24 protein-coding genes are annotated in these 23,808 nt (G+C 67.6%); 12 read left to right on the forward strand and 12 right to left on the reverse strand.

The annotated features are described in order from the left end of the window. Nucleotides 1–120: 120 nt before the first annotated feature. A complete protein-coding gene (locus PHLH3_RS23905) occupies nt 121–1,149 on the reverse strand; it encodes an AraC family transcriptional regulator (RefSeq protein WP_213626038.1) in 1,029 nt (342 codons plus the stop codon). Nucleotides 1,150–1,224: 75 nt separating this feature from the next. Further along, nucleotides 1,225–1,827, reverse strand: a complete 603-nt coding sequence (gene gstA / locus PHLH3_RS23910) for a glutathione transferase GstA (protein ID WP_213626039.1) — start codon at nt 1,825–1,827, stop codon at nt 1,225–1,227. 123 nt (nt 1,828–1,950) lie between these two features. On the opposite strand from gstA, the gene PHLH3_RS23915 reads away from it, so the two are divergent. Further along, nucleotides 1,951–2,289 carry a helix-turn-helix domain-containing protein gene (locus tag PHLH3_RS23915; RefSeq protein WP_213626040.1) on the forward strand — a complete coding sequence of 113 codons (339 nt, stop codon included), beginning with the start codon at nt 1,951–1,953 and terminating at the stop codon, nt 2,287–2,289. Between the two features lie 205 nt (nt 2,290–2,494). Here PHLH3_RS23915 and PHLH3_RS23920 read toward each other — a convergent pair whose 3' ends face one another. Further along, a complete protein-coding gene (locus PHLH3_RS23920; protein WP_213626041.1) occupies nt 2,495–3,526 on the reverse strand; it encodes an ABC transporter substrate-binding protein in 1,032 nt (343 codons plus the stop codon). A 367-nt stretch (nt 3,527–3,893) separates the two neighbouring features. Between PHLH3_RS23920 and PHLH3_RS23925 the strand changes: the two genes are divergently transcribed. Beyond that, nucleotides 3,894–4,919, forward strand: a complete 1,026-nt coding sequence (locus PHLH3_RS23925; RefSeq protein WP_213626042.1) for a pyridoxamine 5'-phosphate oxidase family protein — start codon at nt 3,894–3,896, stop codon at nt 4,917–4,919. Between the two features lie 90 nt (nt 4,920–5,009). Beyond that, nucleotides 5,010–5,882: a WYL domain-containing protein gene (locus PHLH3_RS23930; RefSeq protein ID WP_213630663.1), complete on the forward strand. Its 873-nt coding sequence runs from the start codon at nt 5,010–5,012 to the stop codon at nt 5,880–5,882. 48 nt (nt 5,883–5,930) lie between these two features. Here the strand turns inward: PHLH3_RS23930 and PHLH3_RS23935 are convergent, their stop codons facing one another. The 3 genes from PHLH3_RS23935 to PHLH3_RS23945 form a co-directional block, all read right to left on the reverse strand. Then, nucleotides 5,931–6,788 carry a nitrilase family protein gene (locus PHLH3_RS23935; protein WP_213626043.1) on the reverse strand — a complete coding sequence of 286 codons (858 nt, stop codon included), beginning with the start codon at nt 6,786–6,788 and terminating at the stop codon, nt 5,931–5,933. Continuing rightward, nucleotides 6,785–8,224, reverse strand: a complete 1,440-nt coding sequence (locus tag PHLH3_RS23940) for a cytosine permease (protein ID WP_213626044.1) — start codon at nt 8,222–8,224, stop codon at nt 6,785–6,787. The genes PHLH3_RS23935 and PHLH3_RS23940 overlap by 4 nt, the downstream gene beginning before the upstream one ends. A gap of 263 nt (nt 8,225–8,487) precedes the next feature. After that, the gene (locus PHLH3_RS23945; RefSeq protein ID WP_213626045.1) at nt 8,488–10,599 is read right to left on the reverse strand and encodes a hypothetical protein; all 2,112 of its coding nucleotides are present in this window, start codon (nt 10,597–10,599) and stop codon (nt 8,488–8,490) included. A gap of 311 nt (nt 10,600–10,910) precedes the next feature. On the opposite strand from PHLH3_RS23945, the gene PHLH3_RS23950 reads away from it, so the two are divergent. After that, nucleotides 10,911–11,501: a hypothetical protein gene (locus tag PHLH3_RS23950; protein ID WP_213626046.1), complete on the forward strand. Its 591-nt coding sequence runs from the start codon at nt 10,911–10,913 to the stop codon at nt 11,499–11,501. A 59-nt stretch (nt 11,502–11,560) separates the two neighbouring features. Here the strand turns inward: PHLH3_RS23950 and PHLH3_RS23955 are convergent, their stop codons facing one another. Then, nucleotides 11,561–12,607, reverse strand: coding sequence for a hypothetical protein (locus PHLH3_RS23955; RefSeq protein WP_213626047.1), 1,047 nt, complete (start codon nt 12,605–12,607; stop codon nt 11,561–11,563). Between the two features lie 67 nt (nt 12,608–12,674). Next, nucleotides 12,675–13,499 carry a tetratricopeptide repeat protein gene (locus PHLH3_RS23960; RefSeq protein WP_213626048.1) on the reverse strand — a complete coding sequence of 275 codons (825 nt, stop codon included), beginning with the start codon at nt 13,497–13,499 and terminating at the stop codon, nt 12,675–12,677. Nucleotides 13,500–13,607: 108 nt separating this feature from the next. On the opposite strand from PHLH3_RS23960, the gene PHLH3_RS23965 reads away from it, so the two are divergent. From PHLH3_RS23965 to PHLH3_RS23980, 4 genes are all read left to right on the forward strand, one after another. Continuing rightward, the gene (locus PHLH3_RS23965) at nt 13,608–14,663 is read left to right on the forward strand and encodes a WYL domain-containing protein (RefSeq protein WP_213626049.1); all 1,056 of its coding nucleotides are present in this window, start codon (nt 13,608–13,610) and stop codon (nt 14,661–14,663) included. Nucleotides 14,664–14,725: 62 nt separating this feature from the next. Beyond that, nucleotides 14,726–14,890, forward strand: a complete 165-nt coding sequence (locus tag PHLH3_RS23970; protein WP_164488215.1) for a hypothetical protein — start codon at nt 14,726–14,728, stop codon at nt 14,888–14,890. Nucleotides 14,891–14,897: 7 nt separating this feature from the next. Continuing rightward, nucleotides 14,898–15,359 carry a hypothetical protein gene (locus tag PHLH3_RS23975; protein ID WP_213626050.1) on the forward strand — a complete coding sequence of 154 codons (462 nt, stop codon included), beginning with the start codon at nt 14,898–14,900 and terminating at the stop codon, nt 15,357–15,359. Further along, a complete protein-coding gene (locus tag PHLH3_RS23980) occupies nt 15,356–15,658 on the forward strand; it encodes a DUF1883 domain-containing protein (RefSeq protein ID WP_111261014.1) in 303 nt (100 codons plus the stop codon). Before PHLH3_RS23975 ends, PHLH3_RS23980 begins: the two co-directional genes overlap by 4 nt. Before the next feature lie 497 nt (nt 15,659–16,155). On the opposite strand, the gene PHLH3_RS23985 is transcribed toward PHLH3_RS23980, so the two are convergent. Genes PHLH3_RS23985 through PHLH3_RS24000 form a run of 4 tightly spaced genes read right to left on the reverse strand, consistent with a single transcriptional unit; the run spans nt 16,156 to nt 20,378 of the window. Beyond that, nucleotides 16,156–17,283: an agmatine deiminase family protein gene (locus PHLH3_RS23985; RefSeq protein WP_213626051.1), complete on the reverse strand. Its 1,128-nt coding sequence runs from the start codon at nt 17,281–17,283 to the stop codon at nt 16,156–16,158. A gap of 29 nt (nt 17,284–17,312) precedes the next feature. After that, nucleotides 17,313–18,407 (reverse strand): extracellular solute-binding protein, encoded by a 1,095-nt coding sequence (locus tag PHLH3_RS23990; protein ID WP_213626052.1) that lies wholly within the window; start codon nt 18,405–18,407, stop codon nt 17,313–17,315. Between the two features lie 2 nt (nt 18,408–18,409). Continuing rightward, nucleotides 18,410–19,321: an N-carbamoylputrescine amidase gene (gene aguB / locus PHLH3_RS23995; protein WP_213626053.1), complete on the reverse strand. Its 912-nt coding sequence runs from the start codon at nt 19,319–19,321 to the stop codon at nt 18,410–18,412. 1 nt (nt 19,322) lies between these two features. Further along, nucleotides 19,323–20,378 carry an agmatine deiminase family protein gene (locus tag PHLH3_RS24000; protein ID WP_213626054.1) on the reverse strand — a complete coding sequence of 352 codons (1,056 nt, stop codon included), beginning with the start codon at nt 20,376–20,378 and terminating at the stop codon, nt 19,323–19,325. A gap of 134 nt (nt 20,379–20,512) precedes the next feature. Between PHLH3_RS24000 and PHLH3_RS24005 the strand changes: the two genes are divergently transcribed. From PHLH3_RS24005 to PHLH3_RS24020, 4 genes are all read left to right on the forward strand, one after another. Next, a complete protein-coding gene (locus PHLH3_RS24005; protein ID WP_213626055.1) occupies nt 20,513–21,388 on the forward strand; it encodes a LysR substrate-binding domain-containing protein in 876 nt (291 codons plus the stop codon). A 224-nt stretch (nt 21,389–21,612) separates the two neighbouring features. Beyond that, on the forward strand, nt 21,613–22,791 hold the full coding sequence (locus tag PHLH3_RS24010) for a PepSY domain-containing protein (RefSeq protein WP_213626056.1): 1,179 nt from the start codon (nt 21,613–21,615) through the stop codon (nt 22,789–22,791). Then, nucleotides 22,788–23,327, forward strand: coding sequence for a thiamine pyrophosphate-binding protein (locus PHLH3_RS24015; protein ID WP_213626057.1), 540 nt, complete (start codon nt 22,788–22,790; stop codon nt 23,325–23,327). The genes PHLH3_RS24010 and PHLH3_RS24015 overlap by 4 nt, the downstream gene beginning before the upstream one ends. Continuing rightward, nucleotides 23,324–23,644: a hypothetical protein gene (locus tag PHLH3_RS24020; RefSeq protein WP_213626058.1), complete on the forward strand. Its 321-nt coding sequence runs from the start codon at nt 23,324–23,326 to the stop codon at nt 23,642–23,644. Before PHLH3_RS24015 ends, PHLH3_RS24020 begins: the two co-directional genes overlap by 4 nt. The last annotated feature ends 164 nt before the right edge of the window (nt 23,645–23,808 follow it).

The raw sequence follows: 23,808 nt of genomic DNA on the forward strand, positions 1-23,808 counted from the left end.
AATCTGCACTGAACTTTTGGAGGGGCAGCCACGTTTCGCTCGAACCAGCGGCCGAGAACGCGGTCGTCCCTTGCGCTGGCAGGAGGGGGAAGCGGTGCCCAGGTGAGCGCCGCCGTTGCGTCATTCGACGGGAGACAGCCTTCTCGCCGCACCGGGCGAATGGCCGAACCAGCGGCGGAAGGCGCGGTGGAACGTGCTCACATCCTTGAAACCCAAGGCCTCGCTGATCGCCTGCAGCGGCACGCCGTCACGCACCTGCTGCAGGGCCAGGCGACTGCGCTCCTGCTCCAGCAGCGCGGTGAAGCTGGTGCCCTGCTCGCGCAGGCGCCGGTAGAGTGTCGGCCGGCTGAGGTGCAGGGCGGCGCAGAGCGCCTCGATGCCCGGGCCGCCGACGAGATCGGCGCGGATCATCAGGCGTACGCGCTCGGCCAGGTCGCCCTCGGCCCGCAGCTGCTCCAGGGCCGCCTGCGCACGCGCCTCCAGCAACGCCTTGAGGTAGGGGTTGGCACTGCGGACCGGGCTGGCCACCTGCTCGCGCGACAGGTACACGCGGTTCGCCACGCAGCCGAACTGCACGGCGGTGCCGAACGCCTCGGCGAAGTGCGCGGCATGGGCCGGACGCGGACAGGCGAATTCGACCCGCTGCGGCACGAAGTCCTCCCCGGCCAGCTCCCGCCCCCAGCGCACCAGCGCCGCCAGGCTGCGCTCCACCGCCGCCTGTGGATAACCGCGCCCGGCGACGAACTCCAGTTCGAGGCACAGGCCGCCCTGTGCATCGCGTGCGCTCCAGCGTTCGGACGGGTTCATCAGCGCGCCATGGCGCAGGAAGGTCGACAGCGCCTCGCCCACCGATGCGCACTGGAACAGCAGGCTGGCCAGCAGGCCACGCCGCTCGGGGTTGAAGGCCTGCCCGATCAGCAGGCCGACCTGCGGCAACGCCGGGTTGCTCGCCGCCAACTGCCACAACCCCAGCAACAGGCCCTCGTCCAGGCGCTGCTCCTGCAACGGCGCGGCGGGATCGCAACGCCCCAGCAGCACCTCGCGGGACAGGCCGGCCATCTGCAACTGCGCAGCGTCGACGGCACCCAGTTGCAGCAGCAGGTCATGCAGGTCGAGCACCGCCAGGGCGGAGACGCGGGTTGGGCTCATGGCAGGCATTCCTTTTTCCTGCACGGACAGTAACCGCTCAACCGCAGGCACCGCCAGCGGCTGCGGTCGAGCGCCTCACGCCGCCTCGGCACGTATCGCGGCCTGCACCCGGGGCCGCTCTGAGATGCGCGCACGGAAGGCCGCGAGCGCCGGCCAGTGCGCCAGGTCGATGGCGAAGAAATCCACCCAGCCGAGCACGGTGAACAGGTAGGCGTCGGCCACGCCGAAGCGGTTGCCCAGCAGGTAGTCGGCCTGGCCCAGCGTGGCTTCCAGGTAGTCGAAGCGCTTGAACAGACGCGCGCGGAAGATCGCCTTCACCTCCTCCGGGATCGCCGCATTGAACAGCGGGCTCATGCCGGCGTGGATTTCCCCGGAGATGAAATTCAGCCACTCCTGCAGGCGCACCCGCTGCAGCGTGCCGTTGGCCGGCGCGAGCCCCGCCTCCGGGCGCAGGTCGGCCAGGTACTGGACGATGGCGGTGCCTTCGGTGAGCACCTCGCCATTGTCCAGCTCCAGCGCGGCGACATAGCCCTTGGGGTTGATGGCGAGGAAATCGTCGCCGTGCTCGGTGAGCTTGGTGCGGTTATCCACACGGACCGCCTCGAACGGCAGGCCCAGCTCCAGCAGCACGATATGGGGCGACAGTGAACAGGTACGGGGGGCGTAGTACAGCTTCATGGCGACTCCTTGCTCAGGCCACCTCCACGATGGAGGCGCGGCAGGAGTATCGACGCAGCGGTTCTCTTTTTGAAGAAGGGAGAAATCTGTAGCTTAGGTACACAAAATATACCTGGAGCCCCCATGAAGAAGAACGTATCCGGCTGCTCGGTCGAGGAAGCCATGCACCTGCTCGGCGGGCGCTGGCGCCTGCTGCTGGTGTCCTACCTGCTGGATGGCCCCAAGCGCTTCAACGACCTGCGCCGCGACATCCCGCACATCTCCCAGCGCATGCTCACCCTCGACCTTCGCGCCCTCGAAGAAGCCGGCATGGTGCTGCGCACCGTCTACCCGGAAGTGCCGGTGCGGGTGCAATACCAGCTCACCGAAGACGGCCAGCGCCTGCGCAAGGTGGTGGAGGTGATCAAGGAATTCGGCCTCTGGCTCAAGGCCCGGCACACGACCGACGCCCCCCAACCGTAGGGTGGACGACGCTTCACCCGTCCACCATTCGCGCCCACATGCTGCCCAGGTTGTAGCCCGGCTTCAGCCCGGGGATGCAGGCAACTCTGCTCCCGGGCTGAAGCCCGGGCTACGCGGCCACAAGCATTCGTACCCACATGAAGCACCGCTGGTGGAGGTGAAGAGCGACCTCCACCCTACACACAGACCAGTTCCGTGCGGGGGATCAGTTCTTCACCCAGTTCTCGAAGCGCTGCTCCAGCTCGCCGTGGGCGGCCCAGAACTTCACGCTCATCGGCAGGGCGCCGCTGATGTTCTGCGGGGCGGTGGGCAGGGTGGCGGCGATGGCGGGGTCGATCATGGCGATCGCCTTGTTGTTCACCGGGGCGTAGGAGATGCCCTCGGCGAAGGCCTTCTGCCGCTCCGGCTGGGTGGTGAAGGTGACGAAGGTCCTGGCCAGGTCGCCCTTCCACGAGCCCTTGGGCAGGGCCCAGTAGTCGAAGTCGTAGATGCTGCCGGTCCAGACCATGGCCAGGGAGCGGGTTTCCTTCTGCGCGGTGGCGATACGGCCGTTGTAGGCGGCGCTCATGGCCACCTTGCCGTCCTGCAGGGCCCGCACCGGTTCGGCGCCGGCCTTCCACCAGACGACGCTGGACTTGATCTCGTCGAGCTTGCGGAAGGCGCGTTCGACCCCGGCCGGGGTGTCCAGCACCTGGTAGACGTCCTGCGGCGCGACGCCGTCGGCCATCAGGGCGAACTCCAGGTTGTACTTGGCGCCATGGCGCAGGCCGCGCTTGCCCGGGTACTTGCGCAGGTCCCAGAAATCGCCCCAGCCGGTGGGTGCGCTCTTGATCTTCGCCGAATCGTAGGCGAGCACCGTGGACCAGACGAAGATACCGACGCCGCAGGGCTGGAGCGTGCCGGGCACGAAGTCGGCGGGGTTGCCAAGCAGGGCCGGGTCGAGCTTCTCGAACAGCCCCTCCTCGCAGCCGCGGGCCAGTTCCGGTGCTTCCATCTCCACCACGTCCCAGGTCACGTGGCTGAGTTCGACCATGTGCTTGAGCTTGTCGAGGTCGCCGTTGTACGAGCCGTGCACCACGGCGTTGCCGGTGCTCGCCTTGAAGGGCTTGAAGAAGGCCTCCTTCTGCACATCCTTGTTGGCGCCCCCGAAGGTGATCACGGTGACGAAGTCCGCCGAGGCGGGCAGGCTGGCGCAGGCCAGGAGAAGACCGAGGGCACGTCGTACAGCAACATCCATGGAGCATTCCTTATTGTCGATTGGCGGTGTGGCCACGGGTCGACCGTGGCGCTGCCCGGATTCTCACAGTGCCCCTTGGTTGCCAGGTGCGCGGCAGCGACATGACGCTGCCTCCCACCGCCCCTGGCAGGCACCGGGTCCGGATCTGCCGCACAGTCTGAACGCAACGCGCGTCACACATATTGCTTTCCGTCACAGTGGCGATCGCTTCACAGGCTCTGGGACGAGCGTTTCAGGTTATCGGGGACGGCCGTTTCACCCGCGCGGACGATTGCAACCGAACGCCATGTCGATTGAAACCAGGCGCCATGCCCTCCCGGCCCGGGCGGCCCTAGCATCGGGTCATCACCCCATGAGGAGTTGCCGCATGTCCCGCCACCGCATCGAATCCCTCGGCGCCCTGCGCACGCTGATCGCCGAACCGCCCGCCCTGATGAAGAAGCGCCTGCAACCGGTGATCGACCCCCACTGCCTGACGCTCATCCGCAACGCCAGTGTCTGCGCCGTCGGCCTGGCCGGTGCCGACAGCGACATCGCCTTCCTCGACCTGCAGAGTACGCCGGTGATCCTGGCCGAAGGCAAGCGCATCCGGCTGGCCTGGCCCGCCGCCCTGCCCCTGAAGGAGTACGGGGCCTCCAGGGCCTGCAGCCTGCTCTTCATCCTGCCGGGCATCGGCTTCGCCCTGCGTGCCAACGGTCGCGGCCAGCCGCTGCGGGAAGAGGCCGGCACCTGCCTGGAGTTCGAGGCCGACGCCCTGTTCCTGCATTGCTCGCGGGCCATGGTGCGCGCGGACTTCTGGACCGCGCGGGAAGACCCGGGCGGCTGGCCGGCGGAACGCGGCGAAGGGGCGTTGTCACAGGCCGCGCGGGCCTTCCTCGCCCGCTCGCCCTACCTGCTGATGCTGACCCGCAACGCCGAGGGGGCCACCGAGCTCTCGCCCCGGGGCGACCCGGAAGGCTTCATCGGGCTCATCGACCCGCAGCGGCTGCTGATCCCCGAACGCCCGGGCAACAAGGTGGCGGTGTCGCTCAGCAACATCCTCGCCTGCGACGAACTGAAGCTGGCCTTCCTGCTGCCGGGCTCGGCAACGGTGCTCAGCGTCACCGGCCGCGCGCAGGTGAGCGCCGACCCGCAGCTGCTCGGCCCGCTCTCGGTGAACGGCAAGGCCCCGGTGCTGGGCACCCTGGTGGAGGTGGAGCGCTTCGCCTTCGTCGAGGCGCCCGAGCTGGTCGACGCCGGCCTGTGGCGCGCGGAAACCCACCTGGCGCCGACGGCCATTCCCTCCTTCCCGAAGATGCTCGCCGAGCACATGAACGGCACCGGCCTGCTGGGCAAGGCCACCACCCTGGTGGTGGATGCGGTGGTCAGGCACGACCTCAAGCACCTCTATTGACGGGCCTTCCAGCCGCCCGACGCGTCATGTCGCCTTATTGGACATATCCATGCACCTGACCTATACCCAAGGCTCCCTCCCGTCAGGTGCATCGCCATGAAGCGCTCCATCGACCACGTCCGCTGGGACCTCGCCCAGCGCTACCGGCTCATCGAAACCGTAGCCTGGTGGGAAGGCCGGCTGACCACCAACCACCTGATGCAGAGCTTCGGCATCAGCCGCCAGCAGGCCTCCAAGGACATCAACGCCTACCTCAACGAGCACGCGCCGAAGAACCTGGTCTACGACAAGCACCTCAAGGGCTACAAACCCGGCAAGGGCTTCCGCCCGCTGTTCATCGACGGCAGCGCCAGTGCCTATTTGCACCTGCTGGACCAGAACCGCGAGCGCTCGCCGCACATCGAGGGCCTGGCCCTGGCCTACGCCCACACCGAGGTGCTGCGGGTGCCGGACCGCAGCATCCGCCCCGAGGTGTTGCGCCCCATCCTCCAGGCCTGCCGCGAAGGCCTGCGCCTGGAAACCGAGTACGTATCCCTGGCCCACCCGGAATCGGAGATCCGCGTCATCGCCCCGCACACCCTGGTGTTCACCGGCATGCGCTGGCACGTGCGCGCCTACTGCGAGAAGAACCGCGACTACCGCGACTTCGTGCTCAGCCGCTTCCGTGGCGAGCCGGACCTGATGGACGAGTCCGCCCAGGGCCGCGACGCGGACGAAGGCTGGATGACGGCGGTGGAGGTGATCCTCGCCCCCGATGGACGGCTGAAGCCCGCGCAGCAGGCGATCATCGAGGCGGACTACGGCATGCAGGACGGCCAGTTGGTCATCCACAGCCGCGGCGCCCTGGTGCAATACGTGCTGCAGCGCTACCAGATCGATCCGAACAAGGTGCAGGCCAAGCCGGTGGCGCAACAGATCGTGGTCGCCAACCTGGAAGAACTCGGCCGCTGGCTCTACAGCTGAGCATTCTTTCCCGGGCTGAAGCCCGGGGGGCACCCTCTAGCCTGGGCTTCAGCCCAGGGCCTTCCCCTGCACAGCCAACAGCCCGGAATAAAGCTCCGGCCGCCGGTCGCCATGCACATCGTTGCGGGCGCTGATGCGCTTGTCCCGCGCAGCGCCCAGGTCCAGCTCCGCCAGCAGCAGTTGCTCGCCCCCCTCGCCCGCCGGCCCGGCTTGTGGATAACCGTCGGCATCGACGATCACCGAGCCCTCCACCCAGTCCACGCCCCGCTCATGGCCGTGGCGATCGCAGGCGGCGATGGTCATCCGGTTCACCGCCGCATCGGCCTGCACCCGCACCACTTCCCCAGGGCGCTCGGCGACCGGGCGCGGGCCCCGTGGCCAGTTCACCGGCGCACAGAGCAACTGGGCACCGGCCAGCGCGGGCAGGCGCACCCATTCGGGGAACTCGAGGTCGTAGCAGATCATCACCGCGAGTCGCCCGAAGGCCGTGTCCACCACCGGGGGCGGGGCATCGCCGGGCGTGAAGATCGCCTTCTCGCCATCCCACAGGTGCGCCTTGCGGTACACCGCGCGCACCCCGCTGGCATCCACCAGCGCCGCGCTGTTGGCCAGGGTGCCGTCATCGCGCAATTCGCAGAAGCCGCCCACCAGCACGATGCCCAGCTCGGCGGCCAGGGCCGTCCACAGCGTGATGCCGGGGCCGTCCAGCGGCTCGGCCAGGGCCCGGGCCTCGGCAGGGTCGCGGAACAGGTAACCGCTCTGCACCAGCTCCGGCAGCACCACCACCTGCGCGCCCAGGCTCGCCGCCCGGCGGGTGACGCGCTCGACGAGCGCACGGTTGAACGCCAGCTCGCCAATGCGCGGGGCGACCTGGCAGCAGGCCACGTTAACCTTCATCGTCGTCATGCCAGCGGCCCTCCTCGCTCCAGTTGTTGCTGATCCGCTTCCGCCAGCCGGCGCTCGGCGGCCAGGTCCAGCTTCCGGGCCAGCAGCCAGTAGCTCAGGCCGGACACCGGCAGGCCCACCGCGAAGGCGATGTCCGCACCGCCCAGGGCGGCCGTGGCGGGGCCGGTCCAGAAACCCAGCGCCATGAACGGCACCATCGCCAGCAGCCCGAGCCCATAGGCCAGCAGCCCGGCGACCGACCAGCCGCGATAGAGGCCCTGCGGGTTGAAGATCTCGCTGATCGCGTAGTGCCCGCGCCGCACCAGGTAGAAGTCCACCAGGTTGACCGCCGTCCAGGGCACCAGGAAGTACAGCATCAGCAGGACGAAGGTGTTGAAGCTACCCAGGTAGCTCTCGGGGATCAGCCGCGCCACCACCAGCACGATGAGGGCGATCACGCCGATGCCGGCCACCCGCAGGCGCAGGGTCGGCTTCACCCGGGCGAAGGCGTCGATGGCGCTGAGGCTGGTGAGCATCGCGCCATAGCAGTTCACCGCCATGATGCCCACCAGTGCCGGCACGGCGATGAGCACGGTGAAGGTGCCGAAGCCCGCGAACAGCCGGTTGCCGATCTCGCGGATGCTGCCGATGGCGTCCGGCGCCGGCAGGGCCGAGGCGATGAAGGCCCCCAGGGACATCAGCCACAGCGCCGAGCCGCCGGCGCCGAGATAGGTCCAGAAGATCACCCGGCGCGGCGGCGTATCGTGGGGCAGGTAGCGCGAATAGTCCGAGACGTACACCGAGTAGCTGATCTGGTAGCCGGCCGCCGCCGAGAGCTGCACCAGGAACGCGCTCCAGGAGAACCCCGCCGGCGCCAGGGCCGCATCGGCCTGCAGCTCGGTGACGGCGAAGAGGGTGAGCACGCCGAACACCGCGATCATCAGGTAGGTCAGCCAGCGCTGCACGGTGTGCAGCAGGTCGTGCCCGACGATCGCCAGCAGCACCGCCAGGCCCACCAGCAGCACGTACCAGGGCATGCGCGCGCCGGGCAGCACGGTGTTGATCGCATCGGTGGCGAGGATGACGTTGAACACGTTGAAACCGATGTACACGCCGACCACCGCGATGAAGGGCACCACCGCGCCGCGCAGGCCGAACTGCGCCCGCGACTGGATCATCTGCGGCAGCCCCATGCGCGGCCCCTGGTTGGCGTGGAAAGCCATGAAGAAGGTGCCGATGCAGACACCGATCAGGATCGCCAGAACCGAGCCCGGCACGCCCAGGCCCAGGGCAGGCCCGGTGAAACCGGTGACCAGGGTGGTGAGCACGAAATTGCCGGTGAACCAGAACGGCCCCTGGTGCCAGACCTTGCCGTGGCGCTCGCTGCGCGGCACGTAGTCGATGGAGCGCACCTCGATCTTAGGGCGCGGTGCTTGGGTGTGCGGGGTGTTGTCCATGTGAATGCCTCATCCGGAACGTGAAGGCGCAACGCCGGGTGGCGCGCGGTGAAGGTCACGGGTTGCGGATCAGGCAGGCGGGATGTCGCAGGAGATGGGCAGGTGGTCCATGGGGTGCCTCGGCTTGTTGTAGTCGTTATGGCGCCGACTCTAGCCAAGGGTGACGCGGGGAAACATATGACAAATCAAATACTTGGTTGATGAATCTGGCAACTATCGTGGTGGCCGGCCCGGAGCGCCACGGCGGCGCCCCGGGCCTGGGTTCAGCCCTGCTGGCTTTCCATGTAGCGGATCAGCAACGCCTCCAGCGCTTCGTCCATCTGCTGCCTGTAAGCATCGAAGCCATCACGGGCGAAGTCATCCAGCTTGCGGCTCAGCCCCAGCGCTTCCTCCTTGCTGGCGAACTGTGTCTCCACAGCCCGGTAGATGGCGAAGGTGAAGTTACCGGCCAGGTCCTCCAGGTCGCCATTGGCGATGTTCATGCCCATGCGCCGGCAAGTGAGCTGGAAGTCCTTCATCTGTTCGGATTCGGCGACCTGCTCCATGGGCCGGGCCACGCTGCGCAGGGTCTTGCGCCCACCGTCCACGCCCTGCTGCACATAAGGGACGATCAGCGCGCTGAGCAGCGGGTAGAGCAGCTCGGCGGTCTGGTCCTCGTCGAAGCCGGCCTGCTCGCGCAGCATGTGGCTCATCGAGGCAATGGCGTAGCCCAGCCCCAACAGCGTGGTTTCGTCACTGGCCAGTGCCGCCTGCTCGTTGCCGCTCAACGCCTCGCCCAGGGCACGGGCGACGAAGCGCGGCACCTGCATGGCGCCGGCCAGCACGCCCATGCCGAACTGAATGGTATGGAACTGCTCCAGCCCTTGCTGGAATTCCTCGCTGTCGCGTTGCCGGGCGCTGGCGCTGCGGGCGTGGGCCTGGAACTGCTCGAGGTACTGCTGCCCCTCCTCCAGCTTCTGGTTGAACAGCGAAGAGCGCTGGATCGGTGTCGGTTCGCTGCGCCTGGCGAAGCTGGACAGGCTCTTCGCCGAGCCGGGGCTCGCCGGCTCCGGCGCCTCCAGCAGTTCGCCCTGCAGTTCCGGGCCAATGACGCGGTCGATGATCTTGTCGCGGTTGCTGATCATGAACTGCACGAACACCTGCTCCCTCAGCGCCAGGCGCACCACGCTCGGCAGGAAGGCATAGAGGTACACCGCGAACTTCTCAATGTTCTCGTCGTTGCGCAGGGCGGCGAGGGAAGCTTCGCCGGTCTTTTCCTTGAGTAGCGGGATGATCTTCGATTTGTTCTGCTCGATGGCGTTGGCGATGAAGCCGAACAACTTCTCGCTGGCCCTGGAGTCCTTGCCCTTGGCGTCCTCCGCCACGACCTCCGGCTGCGCCTCGGCCAGGGCCTGCACCGCCGGCACCGACATGCTCTGCTCCACCTCGCTGGACAGCTGCACCTGCTGCTCGACGGCGGGCGCGGCCACGCTCACCGGTGCCGCAACCGCCTTGGCCGCCGGCGCGGGCTGATCGGCAAGCTGGCCCTGCAAGTCCTGCAGGCAGTCGTTGATGGTGTCGAAGAAGTCCCCCAGCTCGGCCTCGCCCAGTTGCGTCAGTTGGGCGATCTCGCGCTGGTTGACGAAGACCTTGCGCTTGCTGATGGCGATGCCGGTGAGGAACTTCCAGAAGAACAGGCGCGGCGAATCCATCATCATCTTCATGGCGATCCGCGTGTCGCCGATCAGCATCCCCTCCTTGGCGCCACCGAACAGGGTGTCGTCGACCAGCACGATCACCTCGTCCGCCGTCATGCCGTTGCCATAGGACGCCAGGGCCGCCTGCAGCTTCTTCGGCGGAATGTTCGGCGCCACGAAGACCTTGTCGGACTCGATACGCAAGGCGCACTCGCGCACGTAACCGATCAGCACCGCCAACTGCTCGGCCGGCAATTCCCCGGTGGCCTTCGGCGCTGCCTCCACCGGCGCGGCAAGCGGCTTGCCGGGCGCATCGGCCTGCCCGCCCAGCCACTCGGCCAGCACCTCGAAGCAAGCGGCCAGGTCACGCTTGTCGGGCATGTTGAATTTCAGCACGTCACGGCCGTTGACGAAGGCGCGCTGGTCGCGGGACTGGACCAGCTTGATCTCGATGAACAGGTACTCGGTGGGCTCCGCGAAGGGCTCGCGGAAGAGGAGACGGTCGGAACAGATCAGGCAGCCATCCTTGCCGCTGCCGAACATGGTGTTGTCGATCAGGGCCACGACCTCACGCGGATCACCCCTGAACTTGAATGCCTCGATGGCGTTGCTCAGCAGCTTGGGAGGAATCCCCGGGGCCAGGTGGATGCGGCTGCAACTGCTGAAATTCTTCTGCCGGTAGAACTCGACCAACGACATACAACGTCTCCTTCAGGTCCTTGAAGCCCACGTTTCCCGTGGGCATCGACAACGCCCGCCAGGCACTCGCCATCCCGTAAAGCCCGAGATAGAGCGCCCGAAATCTTGATTCAGAAATGCACAAGAACATCAGACTGCCTGGATGGCCATCATCGCGACATTATCCGTTAGTCCCCTGGCGGGTAAAGCATTGTCAGGTTTGGCTGATGACACTCCATAGCGACATGTAGCCAGCCGCGAGTCTTTTCTTACATGTCCATTTCGTTGTCATATGGCCTCATCACCACACCACCGACGCAAAGGGAATTGCCATGAGCGTGATCATCGAAAGCCAGCCATTGCAGCCCCTGGAGCCCGTGCTCCGCACCTGGGTCGAATGCGTCAGGCAGTACGTCGCCGTCTGGGGCGGCGAGGACCTGCCCTACTGGTACAACGAGCAGTCCAACGTCAGCGTGCTCTGTGGCGCTGCCTGGCGCGCGGGCTGGACCGCGCTGGAGGAATACCAGGTGGGCAGGATCGGTGACGAGGCCGAATACGGCGCGGGGCGCAACGACCTGTATATCGCCAACGACGAGCACGGTTTCTGCATCGAAGCCAAGGTGGCCTACCTGGAAATCACCGACCTGACCGCTGCGGGCACCTTGCTGGCGGCCCGCTGCGCACTGGCGACAGCCGATGCGCGCTCGGCGGATATCGAGGGCCACAAGGTCGGTGCGGTTTTCGCCATCCCCTATCGCCAGGGCGCGCAGGCGAGCCAGGAAGAACAGCAGGCCTTCATCGACTGGCTGGAGGAAAAGCACTTCGCCGCGCTGGCCTGGGTGCAGCCGGACACGGAGCCGAACCTGCGCAGCCACGACGACAGGCACTACCCACTGGCGGCCCTGGTGCTGCTGAACGCCTGATCCAGCGTCGGTGGAGCGGGATGCGGAGGGCCGCAACGGCGCAGCCCTCCGCGAAGCCGTCAGTAGCCTTCCATGAACAGCACGGCTTCCAGTTCACGCAGGGTGTACTTGCCGTCCTCACCGTTGAGCGCGGAGAGAATCCGCTTCGACAGCAGGTTGGCGTCCAGCTGCGCCTGCCAGGAGGTGTAGGCGTTCTTCCAGTAGCTGCGGGTAGCGCGCGGGCGGGAGCCACCCCGGCCGGCCACGGTACCCAGGGCCGGGTACTGCTGCTTGAAGTCGGCCAGCTCGCCGTCGTCCAGCACCGCTTCGGCAATGGACACCAGGGCGGTGGCGACCCGCGAATCGAAGATCACGAAGTCGTCCGGGTAGAAGATCGCGTAGAGCTTGGTCCAGGCGCTGTTCATCGCTGCGGGGCTGGAAGGCTTTTGCTTCCGGGCTTCACCGAGGTTATGCACAACCACGGCGGCGTCCTGGGTGGGTAGCTTCACCCCGCCCCAGTCGCAGATGTCCTGGAACAGCGCCAACACAGCGGCAGCGTTGCCGGCGAGGTTGACGCTCAGGGCGCGGGCACGGCCGACGAAGGCATTCAGGGTCGTCGCGGTGGCGAGGTAATCGACGCTTGGGCTCGGCCAGAAGTAGCTGCCAAGCCGCGCAGCGAAACCTTCTACCGGCTGGGCAGGGTGCAACGCGCGGCGACGGCGGTCGAAGATCTGGAACGGCACCTGCGCCAGGTAATCGGCGAAGCGGGCTTCGGCAGGGCCACCTGCGGCAACGACCGGAGTCGGGGCCGAAGCCTGCTCCTCATGCCTCAGCAGCTCCTCGCCCTCCTCCAGCGCCAGCACGCGGTACAGCCCACGGGCGACCTTGCGATAACGCGGCGTCTCGCCGCGCTTGACCCAGTAGCCGCTGTCCTCGGCGCGGTTGGCCATCTCGGTGGTGATGTGGCTTTCGCTGAAGAACTCGAAGCCGACGCGGAAGCGCTCCACCTTCTCCTCGCCATCGAGCACCTCGACACGGCGCTCGTCCCCCAGCAGGTCGGTCGCCCGCAGTTCCATGGCCAGGCGGCCGTTGACGATCTCCAGAACGATCGAATCATGCAGCGTCATATCCCCTCCCCTTGCTCCATCGAAAACCGCACCCGACACCGGGCACGAAAGAACTCCAGCCTCCCGCTCACCCCACCCACAACCCGGCGCCTTCGTCCGCGTCGTCCAGCGTCTTCATCTCCCGTGCCAGGCTGCTGCCCATGCGCAGGGCGTGGTCGCGCCAGAGGCGGTAAAGATATCGCTGCGGGTCGTGAAACCTGAAGCCACCGGCGAAGAAATGCACCAGCCGCTCGGCCGCCACCATGCAGCCCTGTGCGGCGGCCACCTGCAGCCACCAGGTGCCCTGCATCGCGTCCACGCAGCCGACCTCCTCGTCCAGCAACAGGCAGCCCAGGGCGAGCGCCGCCTCACCATCCCCCTCGCTGGCCGCGCGCCGGTACCACTCGGCAGCGCGGACCGGATCGGCGCAGCCCTCGCGCGCCCGCTCTTCCAGCAGGCCGCCCAGCGCCCGCGCCGCCGGGATCACGCCGCGCTCCCAGGCCAGTTCGTAGTAATCGGCCGCCAGCGCCAGGCCGACCGTCACGCCCTTGCCGTAGCAGTACTGCTCGCCCAGGTTGAACAGCGCCTGGTCCGAGCCCAGGGCCACGGCGAGCTTGAACAGGCGGTGGGCCTTGCCCGGGTCGGCCGGCAACCAGCGCCCGTTCAGCCAGAGCCAGCCGAGGTCGTTGAGCGCGTCCGCGTCCTCGGCCAGCGCCTGTTGCCTCAGTCGGGCGTAGTGGCTGCGCGCGGCGTCGACACCCTCGCAGTCGCTCAGCAGGTCGTTCACCCCCGAGGCCGCCAGGCCGATGCCGGCATAGAAGCGCAGCAGTCCGTCCGGCGTCTCGATCGCCAGGCGCCCGGCCGGGGGCAGCAGGTATTCCAGCAGGCTGATGACGCGGGCGGAGCTCGACATGCTCGGTTCCTGATTCGGTTTCATCGTCCGTGCCACTAGGCAGCACGTTTTCCATGGCGCTAGTATCCACGGCCGAACGACAACCTATGTCGCACGAGGACGCCACCGATGCCCGCCCGATCCCCACGCCCGAACGCCGTCGTCACCCTGGAGCGCCGCAACCGGGTGCTGGCCGAGATCGCCGCCACCGAAAAGCCGGGCCTCGACGCGGCGACCCTGCACGAGCGGCTGCAACAGCAGTGCGCCGTCAGCCTGCGCACCGTGCAACGCGACCTGGAGCTGCTGGCAGCCGACGGCGCCATCGCCTCCGACAACAACCATGCGCAGCCACGCTGGAGGCTGGCCAAGGGCGCGCGCCTGCCCGCTACCAGGGTGCAGGCCAAGCCGCTGGACAGCCACGAGCTGAAGTCCGCGCGGGTGGCGCTGAGCATCGTCACCCTCTATGAACAGGCCAGCCACCTGCTGCACCGCGCCGCACTGGACGACCTGCACGAGCAGTACCTGCGCTCGCGGGAGGTGCTCGACAAGTTCCAGCGCCACGAGGGGCGCTGGCTGGGCAAGGTGGTGAGCGGCTCGCAACAACTGCAGCTGCGCCAGGCGCCGATCGACGAAACCGTGCTGCGTGAAATCCAGCTGGCGCTGCTGGAGGGCTACCCGCTGGAGGCGCTCTACTACTCGCGGCGCAGCGCCAGCGAACAGCACATGCAGCTCAATCCCCTTGGCCTGTCCTACCGGGATTCGAGCATCTACCTGATCTGCACCAAGGTCGGCGAGACCAGGGTGCGCACTCTGCCACTGCAGCGCTTTCGCAGCGTCACGCCAAAGAGATCCCGCAGCGTCCAGATACCGCCAGGCTTCGATCTGCAAGCCCACGCACGCCAGGAAACCCTGCTCGAGCCCGAGCCGATCCTTCTGAAGCTGCGCATCAACGCTGCGCTGCGGGAGCGCCTGGACGCCACCGAGACCCCACTGGCCGATGATCAGCGCCTCTCGCCCCTGGAGAATGGGTGGTGGCTGCTGGAATGCGAGATGGCCCATACCCGCGAGTTGCAATGGTGGATCCTCGCCCACGGCGCCACCGTGGAGGTGCTGGAGCCGCACGCGCTGCGCCAGGCCATCGCCCAGTGCGCGCGGGAGATGGCAGGCTTCTACGCCGACACCTGACGACACAGGCTGTCGTGCGGTCCCCCTAGGCTGGGCTCCTCATCACCGAGGAGATCGCTTCCATGCACAGCTATTCCGCCTTCCTGCAACGCGTCCAGCCGGGCGCCGGCCCGCGCGCCAACTTCAGCCTCATCGTCCAGGCGGTGAGTTCGGACATGGCGCGCATCACCGCCGAGGCCCAGTACCCGGGCTACAAGTGCATCAACGCGCCGACGCGACAGCGCTGAGCCCCTCGTGGCCGGAGACTATCTCTACCACTGCTACAACAGCGATTGCGCCGCGCCGGCCCCGGCCTGCGGCGTGATCGCCCGCCACCACTACAGCGACAGTTTCGATATCGCCCGCCATGCCCTGCGCATGAGCCGTGGTGCGTACCTGGAACAAGCGCTGGCGGGGCTGGATGGCGCGCTGTGCTGGCACGGGCACCGCCCGGTGGTGCTGTTGGTGGAGGCGGGGGCGCAGATGACCCTGGGCGACTACCGCCGGGCCTGGTGCTGGCTGGAGGAGCGCCTGGTGGCGCAGGTGCAGCGGCGCGTGGCGCTGAGGCTGGAGAGCATGCACAGGGAATTCAGACTGTGGCTGTTCGAGCCCGGATACCCGCCTTACGGTGGCGAGACGACGGCAGGCCGAGAGTTGCAAGGCCCCGCCGTGATATCGTTGCGCCTTTCGCTTTACCAGTTCCGGAGCGGTACATGAAGTTCATCCACCAGCGCGAACACCTCAACGAAGGCGACATCGTGGTCATCGAGTGCTCGCAGGTCTGCAACATCCGCCTGATGAGCGACGCGAACTTTCGCAGTTTCAAGAATGGTGGGCGCCACACCTACCACGGCGGCGCCTTCGACAAGTTCCCGGCGCGCATCACCGTGCCCAGCACCGGCTACTGGAACATCACCCTCGATGCGGTGACGCGCCGGGCCATCAGCGTGACGCGCAAACCGACCTTCACCCACAAGATCAAGTTCGTGCGCCGCTCGCCTTCCGACATGGCCTGACGGCCGCCTCAACCGCGCAGGCCGCGCTCGGCCGGGCCGTAGGCCAGCCAGGCGAGGCCCAGCATGGCGCCCAGCACCAGGGCGCTGCTGGCGAGGTTTTCCACAATCAGTTCGATCGACAACATGTCCGGGCTCCCCAGAAGTTGATTCGGCATCTGGGAAGCACGCTATGTCGTGTTTGTTTACATGTCCATGTGTCAACTTTTCGCACGTAAACAAATGGAGCGGGTGTGAGGGAAGCCAGGCGTAAAAGCGGGCGAATGAATTCGCCCCCAACAGGCCCCGCACACGGACGGTAGGATGGCGTAGAGCGCAGCGAAACCCATCACCGGCCTTGCACCCGCCCCGTAGGGGCGACTTCAGTCGCCAAGCAGCCCGCAGGGCTGCCACAGCGGTGCCCCCCGGCGGCCTCGCACGGTGGATGAAAAGAGCGTCATCCGCCCTAACCCCTGCTCAGATCCGTAGCCCGGGAGCCCATCAAGACCGCAACCGCCGGCCTACACCTTCGGCTGATGGCAGGTGACGCAATGGATGCCGCCACCGCCCGCGGCGACCGCGTCGATGTTGATCTGCACCACCTTGCGCCCCGGGTAGAGCCGGGTGAGCAGGTCGCGGCAGAAGGCATCGGCGCTGGCATCACCGAACTGCGGGGCGATCACCGCGCCGTTGACCGGGTAGTAGTTGATGTAGCCGGGGGCGAAGTCCGGGTTGTCGCGGGTGAAGCGGTTGTTGCGCAGGGTGCGGGGTGGCGGCAGGGTGTGGACCTGCAGCTTGCGCCCGTCGGCGTCGGTGGCCTTGTTGAGGATCTCCAGGTGCTTGCGGGTCACCGCGTAGTCGTAGGACTGCGGGTCGTTGTCGAGGTTGGCGATCACCACCCCGGGCTTGACGAAGCGCGCGTAGAAGTCGACGTGGGCGTCGGTGATGTCCTTGCCCTTGATGCCGGGCAGCCAGATGATCTTGCGCAGGCCGAGGTTGCTCATAAGCTCGGCCTCCACCTGCGCCTTGCTCATGCCGGGGTTGCGGTTGCCGTTGATCCAGCAGCTCTCGGTCATGATGCCGGTGCCGGCGCCATCCACCTCGATGCCGCCGCCCTCGCCGGTGAGCTGGCTGGCGATGTAGCTGGCGTCGGCGTCGTAGCTCACTTCCCCCGCCACCTCGCCGTCCTTGGCGTGCTGCTGCTTGTTGCCCCAGCCGTTGAAGTTGAAGTCCACCAGGCCCAGGCCGCCCTGCCCGTCCACCACGAAGGTGCCGCCGATGTCGCGCATCCACACGTCGTCCAGGGGCATCTCGACGAAGCGGGTGTTGCGCGTGCCGCACTTCTGCCTGGCCAGGCTCGCCTGGCCGGGGCGGTGCAGCACCACCACCGGCTCGTAGGTGGCGATGGTGCGGGCGATCAGGCCGATGCAGTCCTGCACGTCGGCGGTGAAGTCCTCCCAGATGGCGGCCTGGGCGCCGAAGCTGACATAGCTGCAGGCGTGCACGCCGTTCTCGTCCGGCATGCGCCAGGCGCCGCCCCGCAGGGCCGCCTGGGCGCGCACCGGCGAGATTCCGAGCCCGAGGCTGGTGACCGCGCCGAGGCCGGCGACGGCGGTGAGGTGCTTGATGAAGTCACGACGCGAAGGCATGGCAGTGCTCCAGGGCGCGGGGCGCCGGTTCAGTGGGTGGAGGTCTTGAACTTGGTCCAGGCACGCATGCGGGCCCGCATGTCGCGCTGGGGGATGTCGCGGCCCGGGATCAGCCGGGCGTAGGCGGCATCGTCGACGTAGATGTCCGGGTTGCCGCGCATGTCGGCATCCACCATCGGCCGCGCCTTGGCGCTGGAGGTGGGGTAGCCGGTGAAGTTGCTGATGGCGGCCATGTTTTCCGGGCGCATCACGAAGTTGATGAAGGCAAAGGCGTATTCCGGGTGCCGGGCGTCGGCGGGAATGGCCATGGTGTCCATCCATACCGTGGTGCCCTCGCGGGGGATGCGGTACTGGAAGTCCACCGGCTTGCCCGCCGCAGCCGCCGCGCGCTGCGACTGGGTGACGTCGCCGCTGTAGCCCAATGACAGGCAGAGGTTGCCGTTCACCAGGTCGGTGACCGGCTGCGACTGGAACTTGCGGATGTACGGCTTGATCGCGCTTAGCAACCCGGTGGCGGCCGCCAGGTCCTCGGCCTTGGCGCTGCGCGGGTCGCGGCCGAGGTAGTTGAGGACCACGGCGAGCACCTCGTCGGGCGAGTCGATCACCGAGATGCCGCAGTCGGCGAAGCGCGCGGCCAGCTCCGGCTTGAACAGCAGGTCGAGGCTGTTCACCGGCGCGTCGGCCTGGCGCTGGGCGATCATCGCGGTGTTGTAGGTGATGCCGATGGTGCCCCAGGTGTAGGGCACCACGGCGTGGCGCGAGTAGGGATAGCGAGTCTGCAGGCGCTTGAGACCGGGCTCGATGTCGTCCAGCGCGGTGAGCTTGCTCTCGTCGAGCTTCTGCAGGGCCCCAGCGCGCATCAGCCGCTCGGCCACGGTGTCGCCGGGGAACACCAGGTCGTAGCCGCTGTTGCCGGCCATCAGCTTGGCTTCCAGGGTCTCGCTGCCATCCATCACGTCATAGACGACCTGGATGCCGGTCTCGGCGGTGAAGCGGCTGAGGGTGTCCTCGGCGAAGTAGTCCGCCCAGTTGTACAGACGCAGGATCTTCTCCTCGGCCTGGGCACTGCCGGCCAGGCAGGCCAGGGCGGCGGCGGTGACGAACAGCGATCGGAAGGCGCGCATGCTCAGGCTCCTCGGGTGTTCTGCCAGGTGACGTGGGTGCGCTGGCCGTCGAGGCCGAGCATCGGGCCGTACATCTCCGGGCGGCGGTCGCGGTAGATGCCCCAGGCGAGGCGTTCCTCGGCCATGGCATCGAGGTCCAGCGCCTGCAGCAGCACCGTGGTGCCTTCACGGTCGGCCTCGGCCAGCAACGTGCCCTTGTGGTCGCAGATGAAGGAGGAGCCGTAGAAGCTCATCTGCAATTCCGGGTCCGTGGTCGCCACCTCGCGGCCGACGCGGTTGGCCGCCACCACCGGGAGGAGGTTGGCGGCGGCGTGGCCGCGCATGGTCATCTGCCAGTGGTCGCGCGAATCCAGGCCCTGGGCGCCGGGTTCGGAGCCGATGGCGGTGGGGAACAACAGCACCTCGGCACCCTGCAAGGCCAGGCAGCGCGCGGTCTCGGGGAACCACTGGTCCCAGCATATACCCACGCCGAGGCGGCCGTGGGCGGTGTCCCAGACGCGGAAACCGGTGTCGCCGGGGCTGAAGTATTCCTTCTCCTGGTAGCCGATGGCGTTGGGGATGTGGGTCTTGCGGTAGACGCCCAGCAGGCGTCCGTCGGCATCGGCCATGGCCAGGGAATTGAAGAAGGCGTTGCCGGCACGCTCGAACCAGCTCAGCGGCAGGACCACGCCCAGCTCCCCGGCGAGGTCGGCGAAGCGCGCCAGCACCTGGCTCTGCGCGTATTCCTCGGCCAGCGCCAGGTGCCGGTGGTTCTGCTCGATGCAGAAGTAGGGGGTGGCGAACAGCTCCTGCAGCAGGATCACCTGGGCGCCCCGGGCGGCGGCCTCGCGGACCAGGCGCTCGGCCTGGTCGAGGTTGCGCGCGAGGTTCCAGCTGCAGGGCATCTGGGTGGTGGCGACGGTCAGCTTGGCCATCTCACATCCCCTTCAGCGGCCAGGCCGGCTGCTGCTGGGTGATGCAATGCACCCCGCCGCCGCCGTGGGCCAGCTGGTTGATGCGCACCGGCACCACGTCGCGGCCGGGGAAGGCCAGGCGCAGGGTGGCGGCGGCCTCGTCGTCGGCATCGATGCCGTAGGCCGGCATGATGATCGCGCCGTTGGCGATGTAGAAGTTGGTGTAGGAGGCGCAGAACACTTCGGCCTCGGTGTCCACCGCGTCGCTGGCCTCGAACAGTTCGAGCATCTCGAGATGGCGGCCCCGGGCGTCGGTGGCCAGCTCCAGGGCACGGCGGTTCTCCCGCACCACCTCGGCGTAGACCGAGCTCAGGTCACGGGTGGCATCCACCAGCAACGCGCCGGGGCGGGCGAAAGCGCAAACGCCGTCGACGTGGCCGTCGGTCATGTCGCCGGTGACGTGGTCCGGGTCGCCCGGCAGCCAGATGGTCTTCTTCACGCCCAACAGGCGGGTGAAGATCGCCTCCACCTCGGCCTTGCTGATGCCCGCGTTGCGGTTGGCGTTGAGCAGCACCGACTCGGTGGTGATCAGGGTGCCGTCGCCGTCGACGTGGATGGCGCCGCCCTCGTTGCTCAACGCAGTGCCGAAGCACTCCAACCCCAGGTGGTTGAGCACGCGGCGCGCCAGGCCTTCATCCAGGTCATGGGCCGACTTGCCGCCCCAGGCGTTGAAGCGCCAGCTGACGCCCGCCACGCCCAGTTGCGGGTGGCAGACGAAGCTCGGGCCGGAATCGCGGCACCAGCTGTCGTCGACCGCCAGCGGCAGCAGCTCGACGCCCGGGCCGCAGAGGGCGCGGGCACGCTCCACGGCGCTCGGGTCCACCACCATCTTCACCGGCTCGAAGCGGGCGATGGCGTTGGCGACGCGGGCGAAATCCTCCTGCACCGCAGCCAGGGTCACGCCCCAGCCGGCTTCCCAGAGCGGCTGGTTGTGCGGCCAGACCATCCAGGTGGCGGCGTGATGGGACCATTCGGCGGGCATGACCCAGCCGCTCTGCTGCGCGTGTTGCTGCTGCATGACGATTGCCTTCAGTTAAGTTTTAGTTATCACTGAAAACCGCGACCGCGGTAATGGAAGCCATGCTAGGCCTGTGAAATAGGCGCAACAAACGATAGATTTTCCACACTTATGATCAGACAGGCTTATCAGAAATGCTCAAGCACTGGCCCCCGCTGAACGCCCTGCGCGGCTTCGAAGCCGCCGCCCGCCTCGGCAGCTTCCACAAGGCCGCCGAAGAGCTGCACCTCACCCAGTCGGCCATCAGCCAGCAGATCCGCAGCCTCGAAGGCTTCCTCGAGCAGCCGCTGTTCCACCGCAACGGCCGCAGCGTCGCCCTCACCGATGCCGGGCACGACCTGCTCGGCACCACCCAGGCGCTGCTGCAGCAACTGGCCGTGGGCATCCGTCGGCTGGACCAGTACCGCAAGCCCAACCAACTGGTGGTCAACACCAGCCCGGCCTTCGCCCGCCACTGGCTGGTGCCGCGCCTGGGCGGCTTCCGCCAGCAGCACCCGGAAGTGGACCTGTGGCTGTTCACCACCGACGAGCCACCGGATATGGCCACCCAGACCATCGACATCGCCGTGCGCGACGACATCACCGCCCAGGCCGAATGCAGCTTCCGCGTGCTCCACGCCGATCGCCTCTACCCCGCCTGCCACCCGGCGCTGCTGGCCACCCCGGCGGCGCAGCGCACCACCCTGCACGGCGAGCGGGAGATGGACTGGAGCCACTGGGCGCTGGAAGCGGGTATCGACGTCGGCCAGCAGAGCAGCGGGCTCAACTTCTCCGACCCCGGCCTACTGCTGGACGCCGCCTGCGACGGCCTCGGCATCGCCCTGGTCAGCCGCCTGCTGGCGCGCAAGGCGCGCGCCGAGAAGCGCCTGCAACCCTTGGTGGAGCAGACCATCCGCGGCCCCAACTGGGCCTGGCTGATCCACCGCGACAGCGAACCCAGCCCGCTGACCCGCAGCTTCGGCGACTGGCTGCTGGAACAGCTGGAAGACGATGTGGAATCGATGGGCTAGACGACCCTCCGTCGGACGGAAACATTTTCTTGCATCTGCAGTTGCGGGTTTTGCCCCTCTCGTCCGTCCTGAATGTAACGCCCCCTCGATTTCGAGATGCCGTTTCCCTGGTTACACCCGCCAGCCCCCTTGGGCCGGTGGGTGCCTTTCCATGGGCCGGGCGTGACCGTACCCGTGACCGGCCGAGGCCGGAGCCCCTGATTCCGCTACCCAGATCGTTGCCAATGTCGAAGAAGTCCCGTTCGAAAACCTGGTTCCTGGTCCACAGCTGGCTGGCGTTGCCCATCTGGTTCTTCGTGTTCCTGGTATGCATCACCGGCACCCTCGCGGTGCTCAGCGAGGAGATCGTCTGGCTCGCCAATCCCGATGTGCGCGCCACCGCGCCCACGGATGACGCCCGGCCGCTGGGCTACGACCAGATACTCGCCGCCATCGAGAAGCAGGATCCCACCGCCGATGTGGAATGGCTGGCCATGCCGGAGGAGCGTCACTTCGCCCTGACCGCCGCGGTGACCTACCCCGACACCCGCACCGCGACCCTGTACGTGAACCCCTACACGGGCCAGGTCCAGGGCAGCAGCCCGCTGTTCGACTTCCGCCAGTTCACCCGCGCCCTGCACGGCTGGTGGCTGGTGCCCTTCACCAACGGTTACAGCTGGGGCTGGTACCTGGTGTCGCTGCTGGGCCTGCCGATGCTCGCCTCGCTGGTCACCGGGCTGGTGGTCTACAAGCGCTTCTGGCGCGGCTTCCTCAAGCCGACGCTGCGCTTCAACCAGGGCGCGCGCATCTTCTGGGGCGACTTCCATCGCCTGTCGGGCATCTGGTCGATCTGGTTCATCGCGGTGATCTCCATCACCGGCGTGTGGTTCCTGATCCGCGCCATCCTCGCCGATACGCATGTCTCCATCTCCAGCGCCGGGCTGCCTACGCTGATCCCGCGTGACGATGTCCCCCTGGTGCAACCCGGCCAGCCGGTGCCGCGCGTGAGCACGGACCAGGCGGTAGCCACCGCCACGCGGACCATTCCCGGCTTCGAGGTAAGCTTCGTGATGTTCTCCCCGGACGCCTACACACCGATGGAAGTCGGCGGTCGCGGCTGGTACCCGCTGATGTTCCAGACCGCCGAACTCAACCCCTATACGGGTGAACTGGTGGGCTCGCGCCTGCTCGCCGACCGTACGCCGCTGGAGTTCGTCACTGAATCCATGCGCCCGCTGCACACCGGTGACTTCGGCGGCATCTGGGTGAAGATGATCTGGTTCGTCTTCGGCCTGCTGCTGAGCATGATGGTGCTCAGCGGCCTGCTCATCTGGAGCAAGCGCACGGTGATCGCCACCGCCAAGGCGATGAAACGCCACCCCCGCCAGACACCCGTCACCCCCGCCCTGGAAGCGACCGAATGAGCAACGCAGCCCTGATTCCCCAGTCCCGCCTCAAGCGCCAGTGGCTGAAGTGGCGCTTCCACCTCAGCGCGCTGCTGGTGCTGGTGCCGCTGGGCTTCATGCCCGCCTACTTCCATGACGTCAGCCTCGACCGTGGCCTGCAGGGCCTGGGCGAGCGGGTGATCGGCCAGTACCCGGTCGGCCCCTGGACCGCGCGCATCGCCGAATGGGAGTTGCACGACCCGCAGCGCGACGGCAAGGCCGGCTACATGAAGGAGATCACCCTCGCCTTCTGCGCAGACTGCATCGACCAGGTGAAAGCCGCCTACCTGCGCATCGGCAAGCCACGCAGCCTGCGCGCCGCCGGCTCGCTGCTCTCCGGCAGCCCCTACCGCCTGTTCGCCGAGGTGCGCATCCCGCCGGGCACCACCGCCGACGATGCCCTGTGGCTGACGGTGGAGGGCTGGGACGGCAGCGTCCACCAGGCCTCCATCCCCCTGAAGGACGTCTCGCCGTCGATGATCGAATGGCTGGCCCGCAATGGAGACAAGCTGTGAAGCCCCTTTTCCCCGCCCTGCTGGCGAGCGCCCTGGCACTCGCCGCCCCCGCCTGCCTCGCCCACAACGCCTTCGTCGAGTGCGAAGCCGTCGACGAAGGCCGGATCCGCTGCACCGGCGGCCTCTCCGACGGCAGCGCCGCCCCGGGCGTGACCCTGGACGTGATCGGCTACGACGAGCGCGTGCTGGTCAACGGCCAGCTCGGCGACGACTCGCGCTTCACCTTCCCCCGCCCGAACGGCGAGTTCTACGTCCTCCTCGACCTCGGCGCCGGCCACACCGCCGAGCTGGACTACAAGCAGATCAAGGGGCTCTGAGGCCGCGTAAACGCTGGGCTGAAGCGGAGCGCCGCCCGGCCGACTCGGTGCCCACCGGCGGCACCGCTGGTGGATGAAAAGAGCGCCATCCACCCTACCCACGGCCCAACTCAGCACGCGCCAGCCGTAGGGGGGACGACGCTTCACCCGTCCACCAAGCGTGC

The sequence above is a fragment of the Pseudomonas sp. Pc102 genome (genome assembly GCF_018408275.1).
GTDB classification, from domain to species: domain Bacteria; phylum Pseudomonadota; class Gammaproteobacteria; order Pseudomonadales; family Pseudomonadaceae; genus Metapseudomonas; species Metapseudomonas tohonis.

Excerpts from the sequence above, each read along its gene's own strand:
- PHLH3_RS23950 (WP_213626046.1), top strand. The coding sequence starts at position 10,911 with ATGAGCGTGATCATCGAAAGCCAGCCATTGCAGCCCCTGGAGCCCGTG.
- PHLH3_RS23905 (WP_213626038.1), bottom strand. The coding sequence starts at position 1,149 with ATGAGCCCAACCCGCGTCTCCGCCCTGGCGGTGCTCGACCTGCATGAC.
- PHLH3_RS23945 (WP_213626045.1), bottom strand. The coding sequence starts at position 10,599 with ATGTCGTTGGTCGAGTTCTACCGGCAGAAGAATTTCAGCAGTTGCAGC.
- PHLH3_RS23965 (WP_213626049.1), top strand. The coding sequence starts at position 13,608 with ATGCCCGCCCGATCCCCACGCCCGAACGCCGTCGTCACCCTGGAGCGC.
- PHLH3_RS23990 (WP_213626052.1), bottom strand. The coding sequence starts at position 18,407 with ATGCGCGCCTTCCGATCGCTGTTCGTCACCGCCGCCGCCCTGGCCTGC.
- PHLH3_RS23970 (WP_164488215.1), top strand. The coding sequence starts at position 14,726 with ATGCACAGCTATTCCGCCTTCCTGCAACGCGTCCAGCCGGGCGCCGGC.
- PHLH3_RS23920 (WP_213626041.1), bottom strand. The coding sequence starts at position 3,526 with ATGGATGTTGCTGTACGACGTGCCCTCGGTCTTCTCCTGGCCTGCGCC.
- PHLH3_RS23955 (WP_213626047.1), bottom strand. The coding sequence starts at position 12,607 with ATGACGCTGCATGATTCGATCGTTCTGGAGATCGTCAACGGCCGCCTG.
- PHLH3_RS23985 (WP_213626051.1), bottom strand. The coding sequence starts at position 17,283 with ATGCCTTCGCGTCGTGACTTCATCAAGCACCTCACCGCCGTCGCCGGC.
- PHLH3_RS23960 (WP_213626048.1), bottom strand. The coding sequence starts at position 13,499 with ATGTCGAGCTCCGCCCGCGTCATCAGCCTGCTGGAATACCTGCTGCCC.
- aguB (WP_213626053.1), bottom strand. The coding sequence starts at position 19,321 with ATGGCCAAGCTGACCGTCGCCACCACCCAGATGCCCTGCAGCTGGAAC.
- PHLH3_RS23915 (WP_213626040.1), top strand. The coding sequence starts at position 1,951 with ATGAAGAAGAACGTATCCGGCTGCTCGGTCGAGGAAGCCATGCACCTG.
- PHLH3_RS24010 (WP_213626056.1), top strand. The coding sequence starts at position 21,613 with ATGTCGAAGAAGTCCCGTTCGAAAACCTGGTTCCTGGTCCACAGCTGG.
- PHLH3_RS24005 (WP_213626055.1), top strand. The coding sequence starts at position 20,513 with ATGCTCAAGCACTGGCCCCCGCTGAACGCCCTGCGCGGCTTCGAAGCC.
- PHLH3_RS23925 (WP_213626042.1), top strand. The coding sequence starts at position 3,894 with ATGTCCCGCCACCGCATCGAATCCCTCGGCGCCCTGCGCACGCTGATC.
- PHLH3_RS24000 (WP_213626054.1), bottom strand. The coding sequence starts at position 20,378 with ATGCAGCAGCAACACGCGCAGCAGAGCGGCTGGGTCATGCCCGCCGAA.
- PHLH3_RS23980 (WP_111261014.1), top strand. The coding sequence starts at position 15,356 with ATGAAGTTCATCCACCAGCGCGAACACCTCAACGAAGGCGACATCGTG.
- PHLH3_RS23940 (WP_213626044.1), bottom strand. The coding sequence starts at position 8,224 with ATGGACAACACCCCGCACACCCAAGCACCGCGCCCTAAGATCGAGGTG.
- PHLH3_RS24015 (WP_213626057.1), top strand. The coding sequence starts at position 22,788 with ATGAGCAACGCAGCCCTGATTCCCCAGTCCCGCCTCAAGCGCCAGTGG.
- gstA (WP_213626039.1), bottom strand. The coding sequence starts at position 1,827 with ATGAAGCTGTACTACGCCCCCCGTACCTGTTCACTGTCGCCCCATATC.
- PHLH3_RS23935 (WP_213626043.1), bottom strand. The coding sequence starts at position 6,788 with ATGACGACGATGAAGGTTAACGTGGCCTGCTGCCAGGTCGCCCCGCGC.